General features: G+C 38.0%; 21 protein-coding genes. 15 read left to right on the top strand and 6 right to left on the bottom strand.

What is annotated here, in order from left to right; translation table 11 throughout:
* The first annotated feature begins 100 nt into the window (after positions 1-100).
* The gene (locus tag Q0093_RS01585; protein WP_297928233.1) at positions 101-550 is read left to right on the top strand and encodes a nucleoside deaminase; all 450 of its coding nucleotides are present in this window, start codon (positions 101-103) and stop codon (positions 548-550) included.
* An 85-nt stretch (positions 551-635) separates the two neighbouring features.
* On the top strand, positions 636-1,514 hold the full coding sequence (locus tag Q0093_RS01580; protein WP_297928200.1) for a hypothetical protein: 879 nt from the start codon (positions 636-638) through the stop codon (positions 1,512-1,514).
* Positions 1,515-1,532: 18 nt separating this feature from the next.
* Here the strand turns inward: Q0093_RS01580 and Q0093_RS01575 are convergent, their stop codons facing one another.
* A complete protein-coding gene (locus tag Q0093_RS01575; protein WP_297928199.1) occupies positions 1,533-2,708 on the bottom strand; it encodes a hypothetical protein in 1,176 nt (391 codons plus the stop codon).
* 165 nt (positions 2,709-2,873) lie between these two features.
* Here Q0093_RS01575 and Q0093_RS01570 point away from each other — a divergent pair, with 165 nt between their 5' ends.
* From Q0093_RS01570 to Q0093_RS01560, 3 genes are read left to right on the top strand one after another with little or no spacing between them, the layout of a single operon-like run.
* Positions 2,874-3,353 (top strand): DUF4494 domain-containing protein, encoded by a 480-nt coding sequence (locus Q0093_RS01570; RefSeq protein ID WP_294176969.1) that lies wholly within the window; start codon positions 2,874-2,876, stop codon positions 3,351-3,353.
* 2 nt (positions 3,354-3,355) lie between these two features.
* Positions 3,356-4,027, top strand: coding sequence for a YggS family pyridoxal phosphate-dependent enzyme (locus Q0093_RS01565; protein WP_297928198.1), 672 nt, complete (start codon positions 3,356-3,358; stop codon positions 4,025-4,027).
* A gap of 19 nt (positions 4,028-4,046) precedes the next feature.
* Complete coding sequence (locus tag Q0093_RS01560; protein ID WP_297928197.1) at positions 4,047-5,027, top strand: dihydroorotate dehydrogenase-like protein; 981 nt, start codon at positions 4,047-4,049, stop codon at positions 5,025-5,027.
* Between the two features lie 313 nt (positions 5,028-5,340).
* Here Q0093_RS01560 and Q0093_RS01555 read toward each other — a convergent pair whose 3' ends face one another.
* The 4 genes from Q0093_RS01555 to Q0093_RS01540 form a co-directional block, all read right to left on the bottom strand.
* Positions 5,341-5,997 (bottom strand): hypothetical protein, encoded by a 657-nt coding sequence (locus Q0093_RS01555; protein ID WP_297928196.1) that lies wholly within the window; start codon positions 5,995-5,997, stop codon positions 5,341-5,343.
* Positions 5,998-6,136: 139 nt separating this feature from the next.
* Positions 6,137-6,694, bottom strand: a complete 558-nt coding sequence (locus tag Q0093_RS01550) for a hypothetical protein (RefSeq protein WP_297928195.1) — start codon at positions 6,692-6,694, stop codon at positions 6,137-6,139.
* Positions 6,691-7,260, bottom strand: a complete 570-nt coding sequence (locus Q0093_RS01545) for a hypothetical protein (protein WP_297928194.1) — start codon at positions 7,258-7,260, stop codon at positions 6,691-6,693. The genes Q0093_RS01550 and Q0093_RS01545 overlap by 4 nt, the downstream gene beginning before the upstream one ends.
* Positions 7,257-7,820 (bottom strand): hypothetical protein, encoded by a 564-nt coding sequence (locus Q0093_RS01540; protein WP_297928193.1) that lies wholly within the window; start codon positions 7,818-7,820, stop codon positions 7,257-7,259. Before Q0093_RS01540 ends, Q0093_RS01545 begins: the two co-directional genes overlap by 4 nt.
* Before the next feature lie 262 nt (positions 7,821-8,082).
* Between Q0093_RS01540 and Q0093_RS01535 the strand changes: the two genes are divergently transcribed.
* The 5 genes from Q0093_RS01535 (at position 8,083) to Q0093_RS01515 (ending at position 13,180) form a co-directional block, all read left to right on the top strand.
* Entirely contained in the window at positions 8,083-9,174 is a 1,092-nt protein-coding gene (locus tag Q0093_RS01535) for an aldose epimerase family protein (protein WP_297928192.1), read from the top strand.
* Positions 9,175-9,288: 114 nt separating this feature from the next.
* A complete protein-coding gene (locus Q0093_RS01530; protein ID WP_297928191.1) occupies positions 9,289-10,599 on the top strand; it encodes an MFS transporter in 1,311 nt (436 codons plus the stop codon).
* 61 nt (positions 10,600-10,660) lie between these two features.
* A complete protein-coding gene (gene galK / locus Q0093_RS01525; RefSeq protein ID WP_294175711.1) occupies positions 10,661-11,806 on the top strand; it encodes a galactokinase in 1,146 nt (381 codons plus the stop codon).
* A 76-nt stretch (positions 11,807-11,882) separates the two neighbouring features.
* A complete protein-coding gene (locus tag Q0093_RS01520) occupies positions 11,883-12,578 on the top strand; it encodes an NUDIX domain-containing protein (RefSeq protein WP_297928190.1) in 696 nt (231 codons plus the stop codon).
* A gap of 128 nt (positions 12,579-12,706) precedes the next feature.
* Positions 12,707-13,180 carry a hypothetical protein gene (locus Q0093_RS01515; protein ID WP_294175713.1) on the top strand — a complete coding sequence of 158 codons (474 nt, stop codon included), beginning with the start codon at positions 12,707-12,709 and terminating at the stop codon, positions 13,178-13,180.
* Between the two features lie 17 nt (positions 13,181-13,197).
* On the opposite strand, the gene Q0093_RS01510 is transcribed toward Q0093_RS01515, so the two are convergent.
* A complete protein-coding gene (locus Q0093_RS01510) occupies positions 13,198-13,518 on the bottom strand; it encodes an SIMPL domain-containing protein (RefSeq protein WP_297928232.1) in 321 nt (106 codons plus the stop codon).
* A gap of 538 nt (positions 13,519-14,056) precedes the next feature.
* On the opposite strand from Q0093_RS01510, the gene Q0093_RS01505 reads away from it, so the two are divergent.
* From Q0093_RS01505 to Q0093_RS01485, 5 genes are all read left to right on the top strand, one after another.
* On the top strand, positions 14,057-15,610 hold the full coding sequence (locus Q0093_RS01505) for a hypothetical protein (RefSeq protein WP_294175714.1): 1,554 nt from the start codon (positions 14,057-14,059) through the stop codon (positions 15,608-15,610).
* Positions 15,611-15,666: 56 nt separating this feature from the next.
* Positions 15,667-16,365: a hypothetical protein gene (locus Q0093_RS01500; protein ID WP_294175715.1), complete on the top strand. Its 699-nt coding sequence runs from the start codon at positions 15,667-15,669 to the stop codon at positions 16,363-16,365.
* A 22-nt stretch (positions 16,366-16,387) separates the two neighbouring features.
* Complete coding sequence (locus Q0093_RS01495; RefSeq protein ID WP_297928189.1) at positions 16,388-17,089, top strand: hypothetical protein; 702 nt, start codon at positions 16,388-16,390, stop codon at positions 17,087-17,089.
* A gap of 66 nt (positions 17,090-17,155) precedes the next feature.
* On the top strand, positions 17,156-19,009 hold the full coding sequence (locus Q0093_RS01490; protein ID WP_297928188.1) for a hypothetical protein: 1,854 nt from the start codon (positions 17,156-17,158) through the stop codon (positions 19,007-19,009).
* 496 nt (positions 19,010-19,505) lie between these two features.
* Positions 19,506-21,539 carry a transketolase gene (locus Q0093_RS01485; RefSeq protein WP_297928187.1) on the top strand — a complete coding sequence of 678 codons (2,034 nt, stop codon included), beginning with the start codon at positions 19,506-19,508 and terminating at the stop codon, positions 21,537-21,539.
* Positions 21,540-21,890: the final 351 nt, after the last annotated feature.

Raw genomic sequence — 21,890 nt, 5'->3', positions numbered from 1 at the left:
TATTTGTAAAAGCCCTTTGTTCACTGCTTGTGATCTGCGGGCTTTTTTTATCAGGTTGTAAACAAACAAAGATCATAATATGGCGACAAAAGATGATTTTATGCGGGAAGCGATAGCGCTTTCTATTGAGAATGTGAAAAATGGAGGAGGTCCTTTCGGTGCAGTGATTGTGAAAGACGGAAAAATTATTGCAAGAGGAGTAAATCGAGTAACGGCATCCAACGATCCTACCGCTCATGCTGAGGTGAGTGCGATACGTGAAGCTGCCGGGAAATTGGGTCGGTTCAATTTGAGCGGCTGTGAAATATACACGTCGTGCGAACCTTGCCCGATGTGTCTGGGTGCGATTTATTGGGCTCGACTCGATAAAATGTATTATGCCAATACTAAGACCGATGCTAAGGATATAGGTTTTGATGATTCGTTTATTTATGATGAGCTTGAATTAAAACCTGCAGATCGTAAGCTTCCTTCTGAAACTTTGTTGAGGAATGAGGCGATAAAGGCTTTTGAAATGTGGGATACCAAAGCGGATAAAATAGAGTATTGAATTAAAATATTGTGAAGAAGTGGAATAGTTAAATTATGATTCCACTTTTTTTTATTTCTATAATTAATTATGATGGAAAATGTAGATGAGGCATTTTAATAAAAGAGAAAAGGATGTAATAAAGATTCTTGTCAGCAAGGATTTTACGAATGTGAGCAGTTTTTCTGTAGAGTTAAATAAGATGTTTTTTAATGAGGAAAATGGAGCGGCTTTGGTCGTTGATCGTTCAGAAAAAGTTTTTTATTTATTTATTCGGAATTTTGAAGATCAAAAGCGTGTGAAGGTTTGCATCGGAGAGTTTTTGGAGCTGGTAAATTTACTTCTTTATTTGAGTGATAATAATTTGGTGAATGTTTTGCCATATTCAAATTTACCGTCGTTTTTCCTTTTGCATGATACATTCAGGCAGGTAGATTCTGATTATGATGGAAAATGTGTTTTGGATGGTAAGGGGCATTATTTTAATATTAGGGATTTGCTTTATATTTATAATAAAGAGGGTGTTCCGGAATACAAGTCTTTTCGGTTTAACGGAAAATACTATGATTTGGTATTGAATCTATTGTTTGGAGTAATATACCCTACGGCAGAATTGTACGCTTTTGTAGAACGAGGTAATATGACGGAGGAGGAGTTGCGATTTAAAGTTCAGTTCGAGGAGTCAGCCAAACAACACCGATCCGCGATGAAAAATGCAGAGGAACAGTTAGAGAAAACTAAGCGATCGTTAAATATATCTTATATTGCATTGTTTATATCTTTTGTCGCTTTGATTGCTACCTTATGTTCCAATTTATGGATGAAGACATCTATTGAACCTTACCAATTTCAAAGTGTTAAAAATATTTTGGAAGAAATTGAGAAAAATACTAAAATCAAGAGTTTGAAAGATAATGATAATCTGGAGATAAAACCTTCGATTATTGATATGCAAATGAAAGAAGACTCATTGAATTTAAAATAGATAAATGAAACTACTTGATCAATGGTGCGAACAGTTGTAGCGGAATATCTCTTCGTATCTACTTTGTTGTTTTGAATTTCTCATTAATCGGGATATTTCTGTAAAGCAACGCAATTGGGGTTTTATCGTTTTATTAAGGACTGCATCTCTGACTTTGCTGAGATCGGTAATAGGTGCGGTAAAGATATTATCTGTTTCTATGACAATTGTAGATGTGCAGGAGGTGTTGTGTTGACAATTTGAAGCGTACAAGTCATTTGATATTTCGATAAGACTTTCCATTGCTATTTCATCGCACTGTCCTGTACTGAAAGAAAGTTTTTGGCTGTTATTTTTTATGTATTCGCGTACGGGTTTGAATAACTCCCTTAATAGCATTGTTTCATCGAGTAATCTTTGAGGGTTACCTTTGCTTTTATATACAAGGTATTCACATATTGATGGTAATTTGATTGCTGGTCCTTGATTGATATGCAATTTGTTGGATTTTTCGATAACTTGATTGATCGCTTTATAAATCTTTTGGTTAATGAACGCCTCTTCTCTTGCTCGTTTTATTGATGCTGAATAGAGTAGATGTTTGTTTTGGGCAGTTATGCTATTTTGCAAAACACGAGAGTCGCTGATCAGTTTTAAAGTAAGATTTTCGTTCCATTCGTTTTCTTTTTGGAATTCCAGAATTTTTTGAAGTAACGTTTTATTTCGGGTTATGATATCGACAAATGCTCCATCCATTTTATCGTTAAGGGAAATTTCCAATAGTTCGCCTGTTAATAAATCTATATTGTTGTCTTTAATGGCATTAGTTATGGTTGTTACTACGGACAAAATATTATCTGACAAATGAGGCAGATATTGTAGAGGATTTTGTGTCATCTTGCAGCTTTCAAGAGTCCAACTGATATTATTTAGTAGGTCTTTTGAAACTTCATTGCAAACATTGTTATAGAAACGAGAAGAGTTGTCGTTGAGAACGGAGATGTTATCGAAACCATATCTTGCTATTTTGTCAATGATGTGTATACTGTTGTCTTTGACATAGTCTGGAACAAAATTTGATAATTGCAATCGATCACAAAAAATTTGCTGTATGCAAATTTGAAGAAAGTCATCAATGTCGTCATTGTTTCGGGCTTTTCCATTAAGACATTTATCAATACATTGGAATGCGTTATGTTCTATTAATAAATCCATGTAGTCGAGATTAAGGTACATTTACAAATATAAGAGATTCTGTATTAAAAAATCTTACTTGATACTTTAATTTTTGTATCTGTCTGTAAATTCAATCGAAAATCGTATCTTTGCTATACGATACAGAAGATTTTGATATTTTCTTGTATTTGCAGATAATAATTAATGAACGAGGTAAATGAAATGAGCACTTGGTTTGAATGTAAAGTAAAATATGATAAAATGATGGAGAACGGCATGCAGAAGAAAGTTACCGAACCTTATATGGTCGATGCTCTTTCTTTTACCGAAGCCGAAGCTCGTATTATAAAGGAAATGACACCCTTTATTTCGGGGGATTTTTCTGTCGCTAATATTAAAAGAGCCAATATCAGCGAGTTGTTTTTTGATGAGACGGGCGATAAGTGGTTTAAATGCAAAGTCAATTTTATTACGCTCGACGAAAAGAGCGGAGCGGAGAAGCGTACGGCGAGTTATATGCTCGTGCAGGCGCAGGACTTGCAGAAAGCTTTGGAAAACCTGTTGGAGGGAATGAAAGGGACTATGGCTGATTTTGAAATAGCTGCTATTAATGAAACGCCTATTATGGACATATATCCCTATGCAGCCGAAGATGAAGATCTTCCTCCTGTTGCAGAATCTTAGATATGAATATTATTGCAGAAAATATAGAGCGGGTAAAGCAAACTCTTCCTTCGAGGGTGAGGTTGGTTGCTGTCTCCAAATTTCATCCGGTAGAGATGATACGGGAGGCTTATGATAGCGGACAACGACTTTTCGGAGAGAGTAAAGTGCAAGAATTACTTTCTAAAAAGTCTGTTCTGCCGGAAGATATAGAGTGGCATTTTATCGGTCATTTGCAGACGAATAAGGTGAAGCAGATCGTCTCGTTTGTTTCTATGATACAAAGTGCCGATAGTCCTAAATTGCTGCAAGAGATAAATAAGGCAGCGGAGAAGGTCGGGCGCGTGGTTTCATGCCTGTTGCAAATACACATTGCCCGGGAAGAAAGTAAATTCGGCTTTTCTTTTGAGGAGTGCCGTGACTATCTCCGGTCGGGAGCATGGAGAGATCTTTGTTGTGTGCGATTTTGCGGAGTAATGGGAATGGCTACATTTACAAATGATTGTGAACAAATAGAATCGGAGTTTCTATCACTCCGTAATTTTTTTGATGAAATAAAGAAAGACTATTTTCCCGAAGATAGATCGTTTTGTGAAATTTCTATGGGAATGTCCGATGACTATCTTTTGGCAGTAAAAGCCGGAAGTACGCTGGTACGTGTGGGAAGCCGTATTTTCGGGGAAAGAGTATATTAAAGAATCTAAACTTACCGTTATGGAAACACTACAGACTGCGTATGCCGGGCTTACACTACGTAATCCTATCATTGTCGCAAGTTCGGGACTGACAAATAATATAGATAAGATTAAAGATCTTGAAAAAGCCGGAGCTGGAGCTGTTGTTTTAAAGTCTCTTTTTGAAGAACAGATACTTGATCAGGCAGATCATGTTTTGTATCATTCGGCGGATTATCCCGAAGCGTATGATTATGTGCAAAATTATGTGCGGTCACATAAAATAGGAGAGTATCTGACATTGATACGTGAAGCCAAAGCTTCGTGTTCGATACCGATTATTGCCAGTATTAATTGTTATGATAATGGGAGCTGGGTATCTTTTGCACGTGATATGGAGGCTGCCGGAGCTGATGCGATAGAGATTAATATTTTGAAAATAGCAACGGTATTGGAGGAGAATCCCGGTGAATATGAAAAGCTGCATATCGACATTTTGAAAGCTATTAAAAATGCGGTGAAAATTCCGGTTACGGTAAAAATGGGACAACGTTTCAGCAATATTGTGGCGGTCGTCAATCAACTGAAAGCAAATAATGCAGATGGTGTGGTATTGTTCAACCGTTTTTATCAGCCTGATATTGATATCCACAAAATGCAGTTTACGTCCGGTACGGTCTTCAGCAGTTCTTCTGATTTTAGCAATACGATGCGATGGATCGGAATCGTGTCGGGGCAAGTTCCTAATTTGTCGTTAGCGGCATCAACAGGAATACATGAGCCGGAATCGGTAATTAAGGCTTTGTTGGCGGGGGCTTCGGCCGTAGAGCTTTGCTCGGTGTTATATCAACACGGAAACGGTATCATTATGCAAATGATTACTATTCTCGAAGAGTGGATGCAAAGTCAGGGATTTAAGTCTATCGGGGGATTTAAAGGATTGCTTAATTTTAAAAACATTCCCGACCAATCATATTATGAACGAGTGCAATTTATGAAATATTTTTCTAATCGGGATTGATTGTCCATCATGTTAGAGCCTGTCGTCTAAATTTTACTCGGGTCAGGTTTAAGAAATTCTTTCGAGGATATTTTTTTGTTGGAAAATTTAGACGACAGATTCTAAAAATCTGACCCGATAATACTTTCTTATCGGAAAATTTAAACGGGCTTTTATTCAAATGATGTTTTAGGAACAATATTGTATTGTCCTTTTATCGGCTTCCAACGATACTCTCCATTCTCGTCCAGCACTGCTTTTTCAAATCCGTCGAGTTTTCCGTTTCGGTAACAACGACGATATATTCCGAAAACTCCTTTTAAGCCTTCATTTTTTAAATAGCGTTGTATAAAATTCTGTTCTTGAGGTTTGTGTTTTTTTGGTCTATATGAAAGTCTCTGTTGGCATATGTAAATACTCCATCATTCAAGGCTTTTTTCATTTTCTCCTGATCTTCTATCGTTATGTAATATTCGGTATCGGGAGTAAAAGTGACCATCAATGAATTGTTTGTATTTTTGCGGTCTTTTTGAGACTCTGCGAATACCCACATATCTCCCGGAGAAGGAGAGGATGGACGGGGACCGGGATGCGTATGGATAAAGCCCGTTGTTTCCGTATCCGGTAGGTTATCCATGTCACCGTTCCACGGATGATAAAGGAATCCGTTTTTTACATACGGTGTTTGTCCTTTCGTGATCGGATCGGCTTTCAATTCGAATGAAGGGTCGTTGCCGGATGTATTGTATTGTCGGACAACAGTTCCGTATTCTATATCTTTATCTGACCGGGATATCGATCGTAGAGTATCCGCACTTAATCCTGTCGGGTTTGGAGTCAGATATGGTTCGATAATGCGAAGGAAATCGGGGTCGGAAATGCTGTCGCGCGGAGCGTTCGGGGCGGTTATCGGCAAGTTGAATTTGCCGGATTGTGTTTGCGTTTGTTTTGTCGGATTCTTTTGGGGTATTCTTTTTCCCGCATTTTGCATTATCCGGTTAAACGGATACGGAAGAACGGACCCGGGTGTGATCGGTGGCTGGAAAGATTTTTTAGTTAAGTGAATTATGAAAGCAAATGTAAATACGCTGTCTTATGATATGATGCGATAAATATAAAAAATGAATCGGTTATTTGATTCTGATGCTTTTTACAATGTCGTCCATTACTGTTTTAGCCCGTTCGGTCATAAGGCTGTCATGAGGAAAGTAAAGTAGAATATCCAAAATATTTTTCTGAAGATACAGATCGGCATAATGAATATCTACACCGTTATTTATCCCTAAAGAAAGTATATACGGGTCGGATATATATTCAACTTGTAATACGCAAATAAAATTACTGTCGGGATACTCTATATAGTCATACAGCTCCCGATTCTCCGGTTTTCTCTGCCATTTTTTTGTGTTAATGTCGGAATATTCTCTTAAGTTGAAATACAATTCCATAATTTCCTTGGGATTATCAGGATTGCAAACGTATGCTGAAAAATAGTTTTTAAGATCTTTATCCAATTTCTTCCATGGGTTTGCGGTGCGCTGGTCTTCAAATCCCGGAGGAATTACAAGACTGATCTCTTCCCCTTCGGGTGTAGTAAACGAAAACGGAGTCCCTTTTTCCCGACATCCGGCCAGAGACAAAAATAATAAGCCTATAACGATGGATAAGGTAGGATAATAATGCTTCATTTCTTTTTGATTTTGATGCTTTTTACAATGTCGTTCATCACAGTTTTAGCCCGTTCGGTCATAAGGCTGTCATGAGGAAAGCACATAAAAATATCGAATGTCTGTTTTTGTAGGTGAAGGTCTGCCGAATGGCAGTCCGGAGGAAATTCATTGCCTCCGGACAAATATAAACTGTAAGGGTCGTTAAAATATTCGATCCGTGCCACACAAATAAAATTGCTGTCGGGATACTCTGTATAGTCGTACAGTTCCCGATTTTCCGGTTTTCTCCGCCACTTTTTTGTACTATTATTGATATCTTCTTCTAAATAAAAATACAACTCTATAATTTCATCCGGATTGTCGGCATTACAAACGTATGCTGAAAAATAGTTTTTGAGATCTTTATCTAATTTCTTCCATGGGTTTGCGGTGCGCTGGTCTTCAAATCCCGGAGGAATTACGAGGCTGACCTCTTCTCCTTCGGGTGTAGTAAACGAAAACGGAGTCCCTTTTCCCCGACAACCGATAAGAGATAAAAGAAATAAACCTATAACGATGGATAAGGTAGAATGATGATGCTTCATTTCTTTTTGATTTTGATACTTTTTACAATGTCGTTCATTACTGTCTTAGCCCGTTCGGTAATAAGGCTGTCATGAGGAAAGTAAAGTTGAATATCCAAAAAGTTTTTTTGAAGATACATGATTGCATAATGAATATCTACACCGTTATTTATCCCTAAAGAAAGTATATACGGGTCGGATATATATTCAACTTGTAATACGCAAATAAAATTACTGTCGGGATACTCTATATAGTCATACAGCTCCCGATTCTCCGGTTTTCTCTGCCATTTTTTTGTGTTAATGTCGGAATATTCTCTTAAGTTGAAATACAATTCCATAATTTCCTCGGGATTATCAGCATTACAAACGTATGCTGAAAAATAGTTTTTAAGATCTTTATCCAATTTTTTCCACGGGCTTGCGGTGTGCTGATCTTCAAACCCCGGAGGAATTACGAGGCTGACCTCTTCTCCTTCGGGTGTAGTGAACGAAAACGGAGTCCCTTTTTGTACGCAACAGTAAAAGATGGACAAAAAAATAAAGAAAGAGATGATCAACCTGATGTTTGGTGGTTTCATATACAGATGGTTTGGTATATCCAAATATAGCTAAAAAAATAATTTATGCAAATTAATATTATTAACGTCTCTCTTTTTCTTATTTAATGAAAGATTATTTGATACCTGTTATTTAGAAAAGATCATTTGTATAGAATCAAAGTAGATTTGCAATCTGAAACGGGAAATGGATTTTTATGTTATAAAACATACATTTTTGAATGACAACATTAGTGAATAAGCGTTATTTTTACACCAAATATACAATATAAAAATAATTATCATGGCAAACACCGATTCTCAAAAAGGAAAAACTCTTTCCGGACTTCTCAAAGAGAAGTTTGATACTCAGATAGCCGGAAAACCGGTAGCACTTTACACTCTTACCAATAAAAACGGAGCAGAGATTTGCATTACAAATTTCGGAGGTATTGTGGTTTCTCTTATGATACCCGATGCATTTGGGAAAATGACCGATGTGGTTTTAGGACATGAATCGATAGAGGATTATCTGAATACTCCGGAGAAATTTCTCGGAGCTTTGATTGGTCGGTACGGAAATCGTATAAAAAAAGGTACTTTTGTTTTGGATGGAATACGTTATAATATTCGTTCCAATAATCCTGACTGTGTATTGCATGGCGGTATAGTGGGCTATAATAATGTCGTGTGGGATGCCCGTCAATCGGATGAGCAAACTTTAGAGCTGACTTACCTTTCGAAAGATGGGGAAGAGGGCTTTCCGGGCAATCTTTTCGTGAAAGTGATTTATCAGCTTACTGATAATAATGCGATGAAAATCGATTATGAAGCATTTACCGATAAACCGACCGTAGTAAATCTTACTCATCATTCGTTTTTTAATTTGAATGGAGACGGAGGTGGAGAGGTTACCAACCATAAAGTGATGATCAATGCCGATTATTTTACACCAATGGATGATAAATCTGTACCGACAGGAGAAATACGTCCGGTGAAAGATTCTCCTATGGATTTTACTGAACCTCACGAAGTGGGAGAACGGATCGATAATAATTATGAACAACTTATTTTCGGAAAAGGGTATGATCATAATTATGTGTTGAATAAGAATTATCCCGGAGAAATGACTTTAGCGGCTAAAGCTGTTTCTCCTAAAACCGGAATCTCTATGGAGGTGCATACGACCGAGCCGGGAGTACAGCTTTATACCGGAAATTGGCTAAACGGTTTTATCGGGAAGAAAGGTTGCAGTTATTCTGAACATACGGCAATTTGTTTTGAAACTCAGCATTTCCCCGACAGCCCGAATAAACCGCATTTCCCATCAACGGTGTTGCGTCCCGGTGAAATATATACTCAAACTTGTATATATACGTTCGGCATAGAAAAATGATGAAGAGAAACAGCACAGAAAAATTTTGCGAATATTCGATTACATAGGTATTATGCATTTTAATCTGTACGAAAAAATCAAAATAACTAAATAATTTATCAACAGTAAAAAACTATGAGTGACACAACTAACAAGAAGAATTATGCATTGCCTATTGCAATGATGTTCGCCCTGTTTGCAATGATTTCGTTTGTAACGGGACTTACCAATCCGCTGGGTGTAATTGTAAAGAATCAGTTCGATGTCCCGAACTGGATGACTCAGTTGGGTAATGCCGCCAATTTTATTGCTTATGCTTTTATGGGTATTCCGGCGGGTATGATGCTTAAAAAAATCGGATATAAAAAAACGGCTCTTGCCGCTATTGCCGTTGGTTTTATCGGTGTAGGTATTCAGTTTTTTTCGGGACAGCTTGATAACTCCAGTAGTTTCGGAGTTTATCTTGCAGGTGCGTTTGTTTCCGGTTTTTCTATGTGTATGCTGAATACGGTCGTAAACCCGATGTTGAATACATTGGGCGGTGGAGGAAAAAGAGGAAATCAGCTGATTCAGTTCGGAGGTTCTTTGAATTCTATTTCAGCAACGATCGTTCCTATTCTTGTAGGTTACTTGATCGGTAACGCAGCTAATGCAAAGATCAGTGACGCTTCTCCGGCATTGTTTATTGCTATGGGTATCTTTGCCGTAGCCTTTATCGTGTTGTCGATAATGAGCATTCCGGAACCTCACATGGAGCCTGCTAAGGCTAAGACTGAAAAAGATACGCACAGCGCGCTTTCTTTCCGTCATTTTATATTGGGGGCTGTAGCGATTTTCTTATATGTGGGAGTTGAAGTGGGAATTCCGAATTTCTTGAATTTATTTTTGACAACAGCACCCGATGCTTCCGGAGCTACCGGTATGGGAATTGATGCTGCTATGGCAGGATCTATTTGCGGTACTTATTGGTTCTTGATGATGATCGGACGTTTATTCGGAGGTATTCTCGGCGGTAAATATTCAAGTAGAACTCAGATGATTTTTGTATGTACATTGGCATTGATATTTTTGTTGATCGGAATATTTGCCCCGACAACCAGCCAAATATCCATGCCGGTATTCAAATCGGATATCAGTTTCGGTATGACGACAGTTCCCGTAGGAGTAATGTTCTTTGTTCTTTGCGGACTCTGTACGTCGATTATGTGGGGCGGAATCTTTAACCTTGCGGTCGAAGGATTAGGTAAATATACTGCTATGGGATCGGGTATATTTATGGTAATGGTTTGCGGTGGAGGTATTTTGCCGTTGTTGCAAGGTGGTGTAGCCGATATCTTCAGCAACTATATTGTCAGCTTCTGGGTAGTATTCGCAGCTGTTTGCTATATGCTGTATTATGCTTTGATCGGTAGTAAAAACGTAAATACCGATATTCCTGTAGAATAAATATTTTCATTTTTTTCCCGAATTATTCGATTTGGGATTATATTTAAAAAAGATAATAATCATGGATAATAAAATAGTCAGAGAAAAATTTGCAGAATTATTTGGAACAGCCGGAGATCTTTATTTTTCACCGGGTCGGGTAAATTTGATTGGAGAACATACCGATTATAATGGCGGTTTCGTTTTACCGGGAGCTATCGATAAAGGTATGTTAGCTGAGATAAAACCGAATGGGAAGAATATAATCCGAGCTTTTGCGGTCGATCTTAATGAATATTCGGAATTCGGTATGAACGAAGAGGACGCTCCGAAAGAAAGCTGGGCTCGTTATATTTTCGGTGTCGTGCGCGAAATAACTAAACGTGGAGGAAAAGTGGAAGGTTTTGATACCGCATTTTCAGGAGATGTTCCTTTGGGTGCAGGTCTGTCTTCTTCTGCAGCTCTGGAAAGTACGTTTGCTTTTGCTTTGAATGAGATATTTAATCTGGGTATCGATAAATTTGAACTGGCGAAAATAGGGCAGGCTACCGAACATAATTATTGCGGTGTGAAATGCGGTATTATGGATCAATTTGCTTCGGTATTCGGCAAGGAAGGTCACTTGATCCGTTTAGATTGTCGTTCTTTGGAGTATGAATATGTTCCTTTTGATCCGAAAGGGTATAAGGTCGTGTTGATAGACTCGGTGGTAAAGCATGAGTTGGCTTCGTCGGCTTATAATAAACGGCGTGAGTCTTGCGAGGCTGTTGTTGCGGCGATTAAGAAGAGACATCCTGAAGTGGAGTTATTACGTGATGCCGATATGAAAATGCTTGATGAGGTGAAGAATGAGGTATCGGCAGAGGACTATCGTCGCGCGGAATATGTAATTGAGGAAATACAACGGTTGCTCGATGCTTGTGATGCTCTTGAAAAAGGCGATTATAAAACAGTAGGAGAGAAAATGTATGGTACTCATCACGGCATGAGTAAACTTTATGAGGTAAGTTGTGAAGAGCTCGATTACCTGAATGATGTCGCTCGTGAATGCGGAGTTACCGGTTCTCGAGTAATGGGAGGCGGTTTCGGCGGGTGTACGATAAATCTCGTGCCTGAGGATAAATATGATAATTTTATCACGACTGCTGTTAAAGGATTTACTCAAAAGTTCGGAAAAGAACCCAAGGTATATCCGGTGAAGATCGGAGCAGGATCACGTAAATTATAATACATAATTCTGATATGGCGGGTATCCGGAATCAAACGTAACATCATTTCGGATACCCGCATTTTATTTTTAACTTATGCATGAAGACAGTTTTTATGGAGTTCAGGCACGTTTCCTGATAGCAGTAGATTGTACGATACTCGGATTTATCGACAATGAAATCAAGTTGCTTACGTTTCGAAGAAAAATCGAACCTAAAAAAGGCGGACTTTCTTTATTAGGCGGTTTTATGAATGAAAATGAAAATATCGATCAGGCAGCGAGTCGGGTATTGAAGACACTGACAGGCCTTGACAATATTTATATGCAGCAGGTAAAAGCTTACGGAAATGTAGATCGTGATCCCGGAGAACGAGTGATATCCGTGACCTATTATGCTCTGATTAATGTGACTGATTATGTTAATAGTCTGTTGCCGGAAAGTGATTTGGAATGGATTCCGTTGGACAGGAAAAGAGAACTTATTTTCGACCATGAACAGATGCTTGATGATGCTATATTGCTATTGCGGCGTCATGCGGCGCTGCATCCGATAGGATTTAATCTATTGCCTGAGAAGTTTACATTGACGCAATTGCAGTCGCTTTATGAATCGATTTATGGTGAAACGATGGATAAACGTAACTTCCGTAAAAAAATTTTAGGGATGGATATTCTTGAACGGCTTGATGAAAAAGATAAAAAAAGTTCTAAACGTGGAGCTTATTATTATGTGTTTAATCGTCAACGGTATGAATCGATGCTCGATAAAGGATTTGTATTCACTATGTAAGAGGGTGGTGTGATCGGGGGAGTTCTCCATGGTGGTCATGCGTAAATTTGAAAAATAGTTTTGTAAATTTGAACTTGTTTACAACTTTTGTTAATGTCGGTAAATTGTAAATTTAAAATGCTATGATTATGAAGAAATTGATTTTTGTCGTTCTTTTGTGTATCACATCTTTAAGCTTTGTGGAAGCGCAAAAAAATGCTGTGGGACTGCGTTTGGGAGGAGGAGCTGAGTTTCTTTATCAGAGAGATATGAGTACTAAAAATTTTCTTCAGTTTACATTAGCTATTCCCAATTACGAAGGTTTGTCGTTGACCGGTATATATAATTGGCGATGCTGTCAGTGGGACTGGACACCCCAAACTTGTGATTGGTATTTAAATGCCGGAGTCGGTGGAGCATTAGGATTTTATGATTTTGATGATTCGGGGCTTTTGTTCGGAGTAGCCGGTTCTTGTGCTTTCGGTTGCCAATTTAAAAAAGTGCCCATTTCTCTCGAAGTCGATTATCGTCCGGTTATTGGTACGGTTATCGGAGGATATAGCGAAGGATTCTTTACTCCCGGTTTTTGGAATTTCGGACTGGCGGTGGCATATCATTTTTAATGACGGTTCTGTTTTTTTTACATTTGTTTAATATCGAACCGGACGATCATCGAATAGTGTAGTTTGATGGTGCAAAACGAGTCGAAGGATTGGGCTTGAGATGAAATTATATTGCTTTGTGCAGAAAGAGTATAGTAGTTTATACTTTCTTGCGGTTCTACAATGCGTATGATATCGCTTAATTGTTTACCGAGAGATTCAGTGAGATAGGCTGCTTTTTCTTTTGCAGCTCTCAATGCCTCTATCTTTCCTCGTTTTCGATATGTCTGCATTTCTTTATTTTTCAATTCGCCTATATACATATTATTGACACCTTTTGTGTCGATATTTTGTACGATTTTGTCGAGCGGTTTAAGAACCCGTCTAAATTTTCTGACAAAAAAATATTATCAGGTCATCTTTGCGTTTTCTTCCGGTCTTTTTCCTCGTTTTCCCTCGTCAGATAGCCTGATATCCTCCTCATAAAAACAGAAAAACATCTTCGTAAGAAACTCTCAACCCTGACCCGAGTAAGATTTAGACGACAGGCTCTTAGAGTTTTGTTTAAATTTTATCCATTAAGTATATAAACATACCTTTATCTTATTTTATAAGACGATCTGTTTTTTTATTTTTTTTGTAAGAATCGATAACTGCAATACGACAAATTTTTCAGAATTTACGGTATGGCAATTAAATTTTATCAAAAATGTCGCTGCAAATTTTATTTCGCTTTCCTTGAGCAGAGGTGAAAGTTGTTGGAGGGGATTGAATAATTATATGTTTTATGTTAAAAATGGTTTCTTTAATGATAAATTTTACCTAATTTGAGAGGTGTATAAAATATATTTATTATATTGACGAAACATTGTTGCAATAATATTAAATCTGATACCGATGAGAAGTATAATTATTTTTATTATTCCTTTGATTGTTTGTTCCTGTATAAATGAGATCGAAGTTACTGAGCCGGCCGATGAATGCCGAAAATTATCGGTAGGTGAGGCTCGGGCCTTTTTTGAAGATAGGTTCACCCGATTATATATGGCACAGGCTAACTTTGGAGTAGATGATGAAAATCAGTCGGTTTTGTTTACCGGAGATTTTACTCCGCAGTGGCAAAACTCTTTGCAGGAATCTAATAATTATGTTTCGGCAGTTGATGCACCTATAGTTTCGGCATATCAATATTATGCTTATATTCCGAATAGAGAAAAGCCGGAGGATGGAGAATTGATCGAAATGGCCCAAAGAATGATTGTGGTAAAAAGCAATGATACCGAAGAAATGGCAGGTTTTATTGCAACATTGATTCCTACAAGTAATTTTGTCTTTAAAAATAGAAACCCGATTGCATACTCTTATTTAAATGAGAATGTCAAGTATTCGGGATTGGTTATATTGAAACTTTTGACAGGGCGCATTTACCAAGTTATGGAATATCGGGATGGGAAGGTTATAAAAAATATAAATATGAACGATCCTCGTTTGTCTCCGGCGATGCGGGTCGAATATTGTAATCATATTTTAGAGAACATTCAATTTCTCCGGTTTGCAAAAGTTATGACACGAGCAGGTGAATCGGGAGGAAACAATAATTCGTATTTTTGCAGTTGGTGCAATAAATATCATGGATTGGATGAAGATTGCGACAAACCGGCTCCGGGAGTAACTGCGTGTCCGAAATGTCATGGGTTGAATATTTGTTATTGTTGTCCTGTCTGTCATAACTATCCTTGTGATTGTTTTGCCTCTCAGACTTGTATTATATGTTCGCGAAATCCATGCATTTGTGCAGATTGGTGCCTTATATGTATGAAACCTTTCAGCGAGTGTCCGGGACATGGAACAGGTGGTGGAGGTACAATTCCCACCGATCCTGACCCGGAAACTGATCCGTATTCACCCAAGACTCCGGTCTCTTTAATGGATGTAGATAAATTTGTCGGATATGGTCAGTTCGAAAATTGCCATACGGCGTGTGTGGAGATATTGAAAAAACATGGTATCGATTATCCCGGGAGTTCGGATTATGTGTTTAAGTTGAAAATAGAGGTGAATAAACAATTAGTGAATTACGGCAATGATCCTGCCGCCAATTATCGGAATGCCGTGAATTGTATCGACCGGCATTTAGATGCGGGTCGGCCGATAATGGTAGGAGTTAATCATACCTTTGGAAGAAATATAAATGAAGGAACGACGGATCATTTTGTCGTTATTGCCGGACGGGGATACGATTCTGCCAAAGGGATGAACTATTATATATATTATGAGGTAGGAACGTCCCATTCTTTTATAGGATGCAGTGAAACGAATAACCGGTTTTATTATGATCCTTCTATTCCGACTTTATATGATGAGGTTGGATTTGTGGATGGAAAAAGGTATGATGTGGTTCAGATAAGACCCAATGACGGGAATAATGAAAATACGGTTCCACAGAAATAAATTTTATTACTTTTACGAAATACAAATTTGAGTTTTACATTAAAACAGATGCCATTATGAGAAAGGAAATCTTGATAACGATCTTATTGGGAATATTTTTTTTACAGCAGACCGGAGCTCAGATAACCACCACAAAGGAGGCTTTTCAGGCAGTTCCATCCACAAAACTTCCTTATGAAGGGATTGCGAGAGAATCTTTAATACCTCCGCGTGCTTCAGTATTTTTTCCATATAAGGTATGGGGTAATAAAATTGATACATCTTTTTGGATAGATTGTGGATTGACCCTTTCGACTCCGATAGATGATGGTGATTGTAGTATATTTCGTCGATTTGTTCCGACAAACGGACAATATTTTGTAGGAGTTATAAATTTAGGATTGGTAGATTATGCCACAAAGCGTTTAATTACGGCTACCCCAGATGGGGAATTTATAGATTGTCTCGAAGTTTCTGTATTTGGATATACAAGAACCGGGGTAGGGATTACTATAAAACAATGGAAAATCGATGCGGATATGGGAGTTACGGTTTATCAGGTAAAGCCGACCTCGACTGTTCCCATAAAGTTTGAAGATACAACTCCTTTGGCTAAAATGAATGCACAGCGGATCGACACTCGCTATCAGATTGATGAAACAGGGCATATAAAAAAAATAAAAGAGACCAAGTATCAGCCACAGGATTATATGATTCTTGATTTCACCGGAAACCGGAATATTTGGGATGGTAAAGAGCAACCGCTTGTTCCTTGATTTATTCTCAAACTATATTTTTATGAGAAAGGAAATTTTGATAACGATCTTATTGGGTATATTTTTTTTACAGCGTACCGGAGCTCAGATAACCACTGCAAAGGAAGCTTTTTCACTAACTCCAATTACTCAGTTACCCTATGAAGGAATTATGAGTGAAACATTGATTGAACCGTATGCATCGATATATTTCCCATATAAGACATGGGGAAACAAACTGGACATGTCATATTGGATTGATTACGGATTGACTATTTCTGTACCATTGGCAGAAAATGGAGATTGTAGTATATTCCGTCGATTTTCCCCGATTAACGGTCAATATCTTATTGGAGTTATAGATTTGGGAATCATGGATTATATTCGAAAGTATCTGATTACGGCTACTCCAGAGGGGGAATTTATAGATTGTCTTGAAGTTTCGGTATTGGGATCTACAAATACCGGAGTGGAGGCGCTTATAAAACAGTGGAAAATTGATGCGGATATGGGGGTTACGGTTTATCAGATAAAGCCGACCTCGACTGTTCCCATAAAATTTGAAGATACAGCTCCTTTGGCTAGAATGAATGCACAGCGGATCGATACTCGTTATCAGGTTGATGAAACAGGGCATATAAAAAAAATAAAAGAGACCAAGTATCAGCCTCAGGATTATATGATTCTTGATTTTACTGGAAACCGGAATATTTGGGATGGGAAAGAGCAACCGCTTGTTCCTTAGACAGGCTCTTAGGCGGGTTTACGTTCGATAAGGATTAAAAATCAGATTGAAAGGTGTGATATAAATATGAGATCGGGTATATTTTTCTTATCTTTTTTACTTGTTTTGGTGTCGTGTAGCGGTCATTCGGAACTCGATAAGGCTTTACGATTGAGCGGAGATAACAGGATTGAATTAGAAAAAGTTATCCGCTATTTTTCTCAAAATACTTCTGATTCGTTGAAGTTGAAAGCAGCTCTTTTTTTAATAGAAAATATGCCCGGACATTGTTCTATCGTTGATTCGTGCATAGTAGACTATTATTTGCAAATTGATTTGAAAAATAAAGCGATACCTTTCTATCTGAAGAATATATTGTATAATTTACCGCAATACTATGTTGATCTGTCCGATGTAAAAAAAGTAGAGGATGTGAAGGTCATTAAATCGGATTTTCTGATAAATCATATAGAGAATATGTTCCATATTTGGGAAAAAGTACCATGGGGTAAAGATATTTCTTTTGAAACATTTTGCGAGTATATTTTGCCGTATAGGTTGGATGGAGAGCCTTTGACGAAACTGATGGAACATTATTATTATTTTCCGATAGATTCGTTCTCGCAGCAATTTGAGGATTACAATATAACCGTCGATGAATTTTTGTATAATTATATTTGGAGAGTATTGCCTCAATGTGGCAGAGAGTTTGAATTGACGTCTCCCGTTGGAGAACATTATGTTGCCGATTGTATATGGGACAGCTACAAGGTATTGAGTGAAAGTCGACTATCCGGCGTTCCGGCTGCCATAGATTTTACTCCCTGCTGGCCATCCAGAAATGGAAAGCATTTTTGGAACATAATAGAGGATCCGTGTCTGGTGAAAAAGACTTTTTCTGAAAATTATATTGATCATTATGCAAAAGTTTATAGAAAGACCTACTCTCGGAATCCGTTTCCGGAAAGTAATAGGGGAGATTCTGTTCCGGCACTTTTTAAAACGCCGTTCATTAAAGATGTGACGGAATTGTATTGCAAGACAGTTGATATCGATTTAATGCTTCAAGCGGATCGTAAACCCGAATATGCTTATTTATCCGTTTTTAATATGGGGGTATGGGAGCCTGTGGCATGGAGTAGGGTGGCTGATAATGACGAGGTTTCTTTTAAGAAGATGGGTATGAAATGTGTGTATTTACCTGTATTTTATAATGGAAAAGAGGAAGTTTCCGGAGGTTACCCGTTTATTGCTACAACGACGAGAACCATCCATAAGTTAATACCGGATAGACAACGGCCTATAAAAGTGCGCCTTACTCGAAAATATCCGGTCAATCCGATGGCGTACGGCTTGAATAATGCGTTGAAAAATCTGAAGATTGAAAGATCCGATTTTTATGATTTCAGAAAAACGGAAGCGTTTCGAATAGGTCGTATTGAAAATAATTTTTTACAAGAGATAGTTTTGACATCGTCCAAAAAATATCGTTATTGGAAAATAACGTCAGATATGATTAAAGAAAAGCCTCAAATTGCTGAAATATACTTTTATGATCAAAATAATAATTTGATATCAAGTTTGGTAGAATCTGTGATTGGTTCGGATAAATCTGAAGCAGTTAAAATTTTCGATAATAAGCCGTTGACATTTAGTGTTATTGAATCTCCGATTATATTGGATATGGATAAATTGCCGTATGTTTCTAAAATAAAGGTTATGCCGAGAAATGACGATAATTATATTGTTCCGGGTAATTTATATGAACTTTTATATAGAGATAGAGATGGGTGGATTTCGTTAGGAACGAAAATAAGTAATGATTATTTCCTTAATTATGATAATGTACCTTCCGGTGCATTGTATTGGCTTAAAAACCACACGAGGGGAATAGAAGAAAGAATTTTCACGATTGAAAATGGAAAACAGATTTTTTGGTGAAATATCAGAATCTGTTGTTTAGGAGTCTATTTCAATTTTCCAATAAAAAAACTATCAGGTCATCTTTGCGTTTTTTTCGGTCTGTTTTCCCGTTTTTTCTCGTCAGATAGCCCGCTATCCTTCTCGTAAAAACAGAAAAACATCTTCGTAAGAAACTCTCAAACCTGACCCGAGTAAAATTTAGATAGGTTCTAAATGATAAATGAGATAGAAAGGCCGAAAGATTTTGTTGTTATAAAAGTAATATAGAAAATAGGTCTTATTCATATAAAATACTTTACCCGTAAGTTTGTACCCATTTTTACAATAAGATATTGTTTTTGTGTTGTCTTGATAAATCAACTATGTGAAATTATATAATTGTTATAAATACAATAAGTATTTTAAGCAGATTACAAATACTTTTTTATAGGCTTTTTATTTCGGTTTTTAACCTTTGAAGAACCCTTTTTTTAATAGAGAATAATCCTTATCTTTGTAAAAAATACATTATCCCATGACAAATACGACTGTACTTAACAAAGCAGCTGATAATATCCGTATCTTGGCTGCATCGATGGTTGAAAAAGCGAAGTCGGGTCATCCCGGTGGAGCGATGGGGGGTGCTGATTTCGTAAACACCCTTTTTGCCGAATTTTTAGTGTATGATCCTTCTGATCCTAAATGGATTAATCGTGACCGCTTTTTTCTTGATCCCGGCCACATGTCTCCGATGCTTTATTCAGTATTGGCATTAACCGGAAAATTTACGCTTGATGAGCTGAAACAATTCCGTCAATGGGGAAGTCCTACACCGGGACATCCCGAAGTCGATGTGATGAGAGGTATCGAGAATACTTCAGGACCTTTGGGACAAGGTCATACGATGGCAGTCGGGGCGGCGATAGCCGAACGTTTTTTGGTTGCTCGTTTCGGTGATTGGATGGCTCATAAAACGTATGCGTTTATTTCGGATGGAGGTATTCAGGAAGAGATTTCTCAAGGGGCTGGACGTATTGCCGGTTATTTAGGCTTGAATAATCTGATCATGTTTTATGACAGTAATGACATACAATTGTCTACCGATACCAATGCCGTAACTAAGGAAGATACTGCCGCCAAATACCGGGCATGGGGATGGAATGTCCTTGAAATAAACGGTAATGATGCAGATGCAATCAGAGGTGCTCTTATCGAGGCCGGGCAGGAGCAGAGCCGTCCGACTTTGATCATCGGTAAAACAATTATGGGTAAAGGTGTTGTGACCGAAGAAGGACAATCTTATGAAGGGAAGTGCTCTACGCATGGGCAACCGCTGAGTGCTGCTGGTGCTTCTTTTGCAAAGACCATTGCTCATTTGGGGGGGAATCCGGATGAACCGTTCTCAATCTTCCCCGAAGTAGAGAAATTGTACGCCGACCGTAAAGCCGAATTGTTGAAAATTGCGGCTGATCGTAAAGCAAAACAAGCAGCTTGGGAGAAAGAAAACCCTGAGCTCGCAGTAAAATTACATCAGTTCTTTTCCGGAAAAGTTCCTGAAATCGATTATAAAGCTATTGCCCAGAAACCGGGAATTGCTACTCGTGCTGCATCGGCAAACGTATTGGCTGTTTTTGCAGAGCAGATCGAGAATATGATTGTTTCATCTGCCGATTTAGCTAATTCAGATAAGACTGACGGATTTTTGAAAAAGACGCATGCTTTCAAGAATGGGGATTTTACGGGAGCTTTTTTACAGGCTGGAGTAAGCGAACTTACTATGGCTGCCATTATGAATGGGATGATGTTGCATGGCGGTGTGATAGGTGCATGCGGAACATTCTTCGTATTTTCCGATTATATGAAACCTGCAGCACGTATGGCAGCGTTGATGGAAGTTCCTGTAAAATATATCTGGACGCACGATGCTTTCCGTGTAGGAGAAGATGGTCCTACACATCAACCGGTAGAACAGGAAGCTCAGATTCGTTTGCTGGAACAGCTTAAAAATCATCATGGTAAAAACAGTATGTTGGTGTTGCGTCCCGCTGATGGTCCGGAAACCAGTGTGGCATGGAAATTGGCAATGGAAAATACCGAAACCCCTACTGCTTTGATTCTTTCCCGTCAGAATATCAAAGACCTGCCGGCTGCTTCGGGAGATCGTTTCGAAGAAGCTTTGCAAGCGGCTAAAGGAGCTTATGTCGTGATTAAGGATGAAAATCCGGATGTCGTGTTGGTCGCTAACGGATCGGAGGTTTCTACTCTTGCAGAAGCTGCTCCGTTGTTGAATGAAGCAGGAATAAAAGTTCAAGTAGTTTCTGCTCCGTCCGAAGGACTTTTCTTCAACCAATCGAGAGAATATCAGGAATCTGTAATTCCTTCAAACCTTCCGGTATTCGGGCTTACGGCCGGTTTGCCTTCGACTTTGTCACGTTTGGTAGGAAAGAACGGAGTTGTTTGGGGACTCGAACATTTCGGACATTCTGCTCCTTATCAGGTACTTGATGAGAAACTCGGATTTACGACCGAAAATGTTTTGAAACAAGTGAAAGTTTTGCTGAAGAAATAATTTATCTTTCATTTATCGGGATACGATAATTGATATAAAACAGAATACCCTCGAATCTTCATATTTCGAGGGTATTCTGTTTTTATTTGGTGGGACGGAATTTTTAAGAAACAAAATGCCGATTATTTTTTTGAAAATGAATAAGAAACATTTGCGAATATCTTTTTATATGTTTTATTGAAACAGGGAATATTGGTAAAATTTGATTATTTTTTGTTCCTATTTGGGGAGATGAGTATCCTGTTCGGCCTTTATTTACATATATAAGGCCGAACAGGATACTTATTTTATAGAGATTTTTCTTTTTACATCTATTTTAATAAAGATGTAATAAATATTATCTCTGTTTTT

The sequence above is a fragment of the uncultured Coprobacter sp. genome (genome assembly GCF_947855755.1).
GTDB lineage: Bacteria > Bacteroidota > Bacteroidia > Bacteroidales > Coprobacteraceae > Coprobacter.
The sequence above is the reverse complement of the archived record's forward strand: the minus strand, read 5'-3'. Positions and strand labels throughout refer to the sequence as shown.

Excerpts from the sequence above, each read along its gene's own strand:
- Q0093_RS01585 (WP_297928233.1), top strand. The coding sequence starts at position 101 with ATGCGGGAAGCGATAGCGCTTTCTATTGAGAATGTGAAAAATGGAGGA.
- Q0093_RS01580 (WP_297928200.1), top strand. The coding sequence starts at position 636 with ATGAGGCATTTTAATAAAAGAGAAAAGGATGTAATAAAGATTCTTGTC.
- Q0093_RS01575 (WP_297928199.1), bottom strand. The coding sequence starts at position 2,708 with ATGGATTTATTAATAGAACATAACGCATTCCAATGTATTGATAAATGT.
- Q0093_RS01570 (WP_294176969.1), top strand. The coding sequence starts at position 2,874 with ATGAACGAGGTAAATGAAATGAGCACTTGGTTTGAATGTAAAGTAAAA.
- Q0093_RS01565 (WP_297928198.1), top strand. The coding sequence starts at position 3,356 with ATGAATATTATTGCAGAAAATATAGAGCGGGTAAAGCAAACTCTTCCT.
- Q0093_RS01560 (WP_297928197.1), top strand. The coding sequence starts at position 4,047 with ATGGAAACACTACAGACTGCGTATGCCGGGCTTACACTACGTAATCCT.
- Q0093_RS01555 (WP_297928196.1), bottom strand. The coding sequence starts at position 5,997 with ATGCAAAATGCGGGAAAAAGAATACCCCAAAAGAATCCGACAAAACAA.
- Q0093_RS01550 (WP_297928195.1), bottom strand. The coding sequence starts at position 6,694 with ATGAAGCATTATTATCCTACCTTATCCATCGTTATAGGCTTATTATTT.
- Q0093_RS01545 (WP_297928194.1), bottom strand. The coding sequence starts at position 7,260 with ATGAAGCATCATCATTCTACCTTATCCATCGTTATAGGTTTATTTCTT.
- Q0093_RS01540 (WP_297928193.1), bottom strand. The coding sequence starts at position 7,820 with ATGAAACCACCAAACATCAGGTTGATCATCTCTTTCTTTATTTTTTTG.
- Q0093_RS01535 (WP_297928192.1), top strand. The coding sequence starts at position 8,083 with ATGGCAAACACCGATTCTCAAAAAGGAAAAACTCTTTCCGGACTTCTC.
- Q0093_RS01530 (WP_297928191.1), top strand. The coding sequence starts at position 9,289 with ATGAGTGACACAACTAACAAGAAGAATTATGCATTGCCTATTGCAATG.
- galK (WP_294175711.1), top strand. The coding sequence starts at position 10,661 with ATGGATAATAAAATAGTCAGAGAAAAATTTGCAGAATTATTTGGAACA.
- Q0093_RS01520 (WP_297928190.1), top strand. The coding sequence starts at position 11,883 with ATGCATGAAGACAGTTTTTATGGAGTTCAGGCACGTTTCCTGATAGCA.
- Q0093_RS01515 (WP_294175713.1), top strand. The coding sequence starts at position 12,707 with ATGAAGAAATTGATTTTTGTCGTTCTTTTGTGTATCACATCTTTAAGC.
- Q0093_RS01505 (WP_294175714.1), top strand. The coding sequence starts at position 14,057 with ATGAGAAGTATAATTATTTTTATTATTCCTTTGATTGTTTGTTCCTGT.
- Q0093_RS01500 (WP_294175715.1), top strand. The coding sequence starts at position 15,667 with ATGAGAAAGGAAATCTTGATAACGATCTTATTGGGAATATTTTTTTTA.
- Q0093_RS01495 (WP_297928189.1), top strand. The coding sequence starts at position 16,388 with ATGAGAAAGGAAATTTTGATAACGATCTTATTGGGTATATTTTTTTTA.
- Q0093_RS01490 (WP_297928188.1), top strand. The coding sequence starts at position 17,156 with ATGAGATCGGGTATATTTTTCTTATCTTTTTTACTTGTTTTGGTGTCG.
- Q0093_RS01485 (WP_297928187.1), top strand. The coding sequence starts at position 19,506 with ATGACAAATACGACTGTACTTAACAAAGCAGCTGATAATATCCGTATC.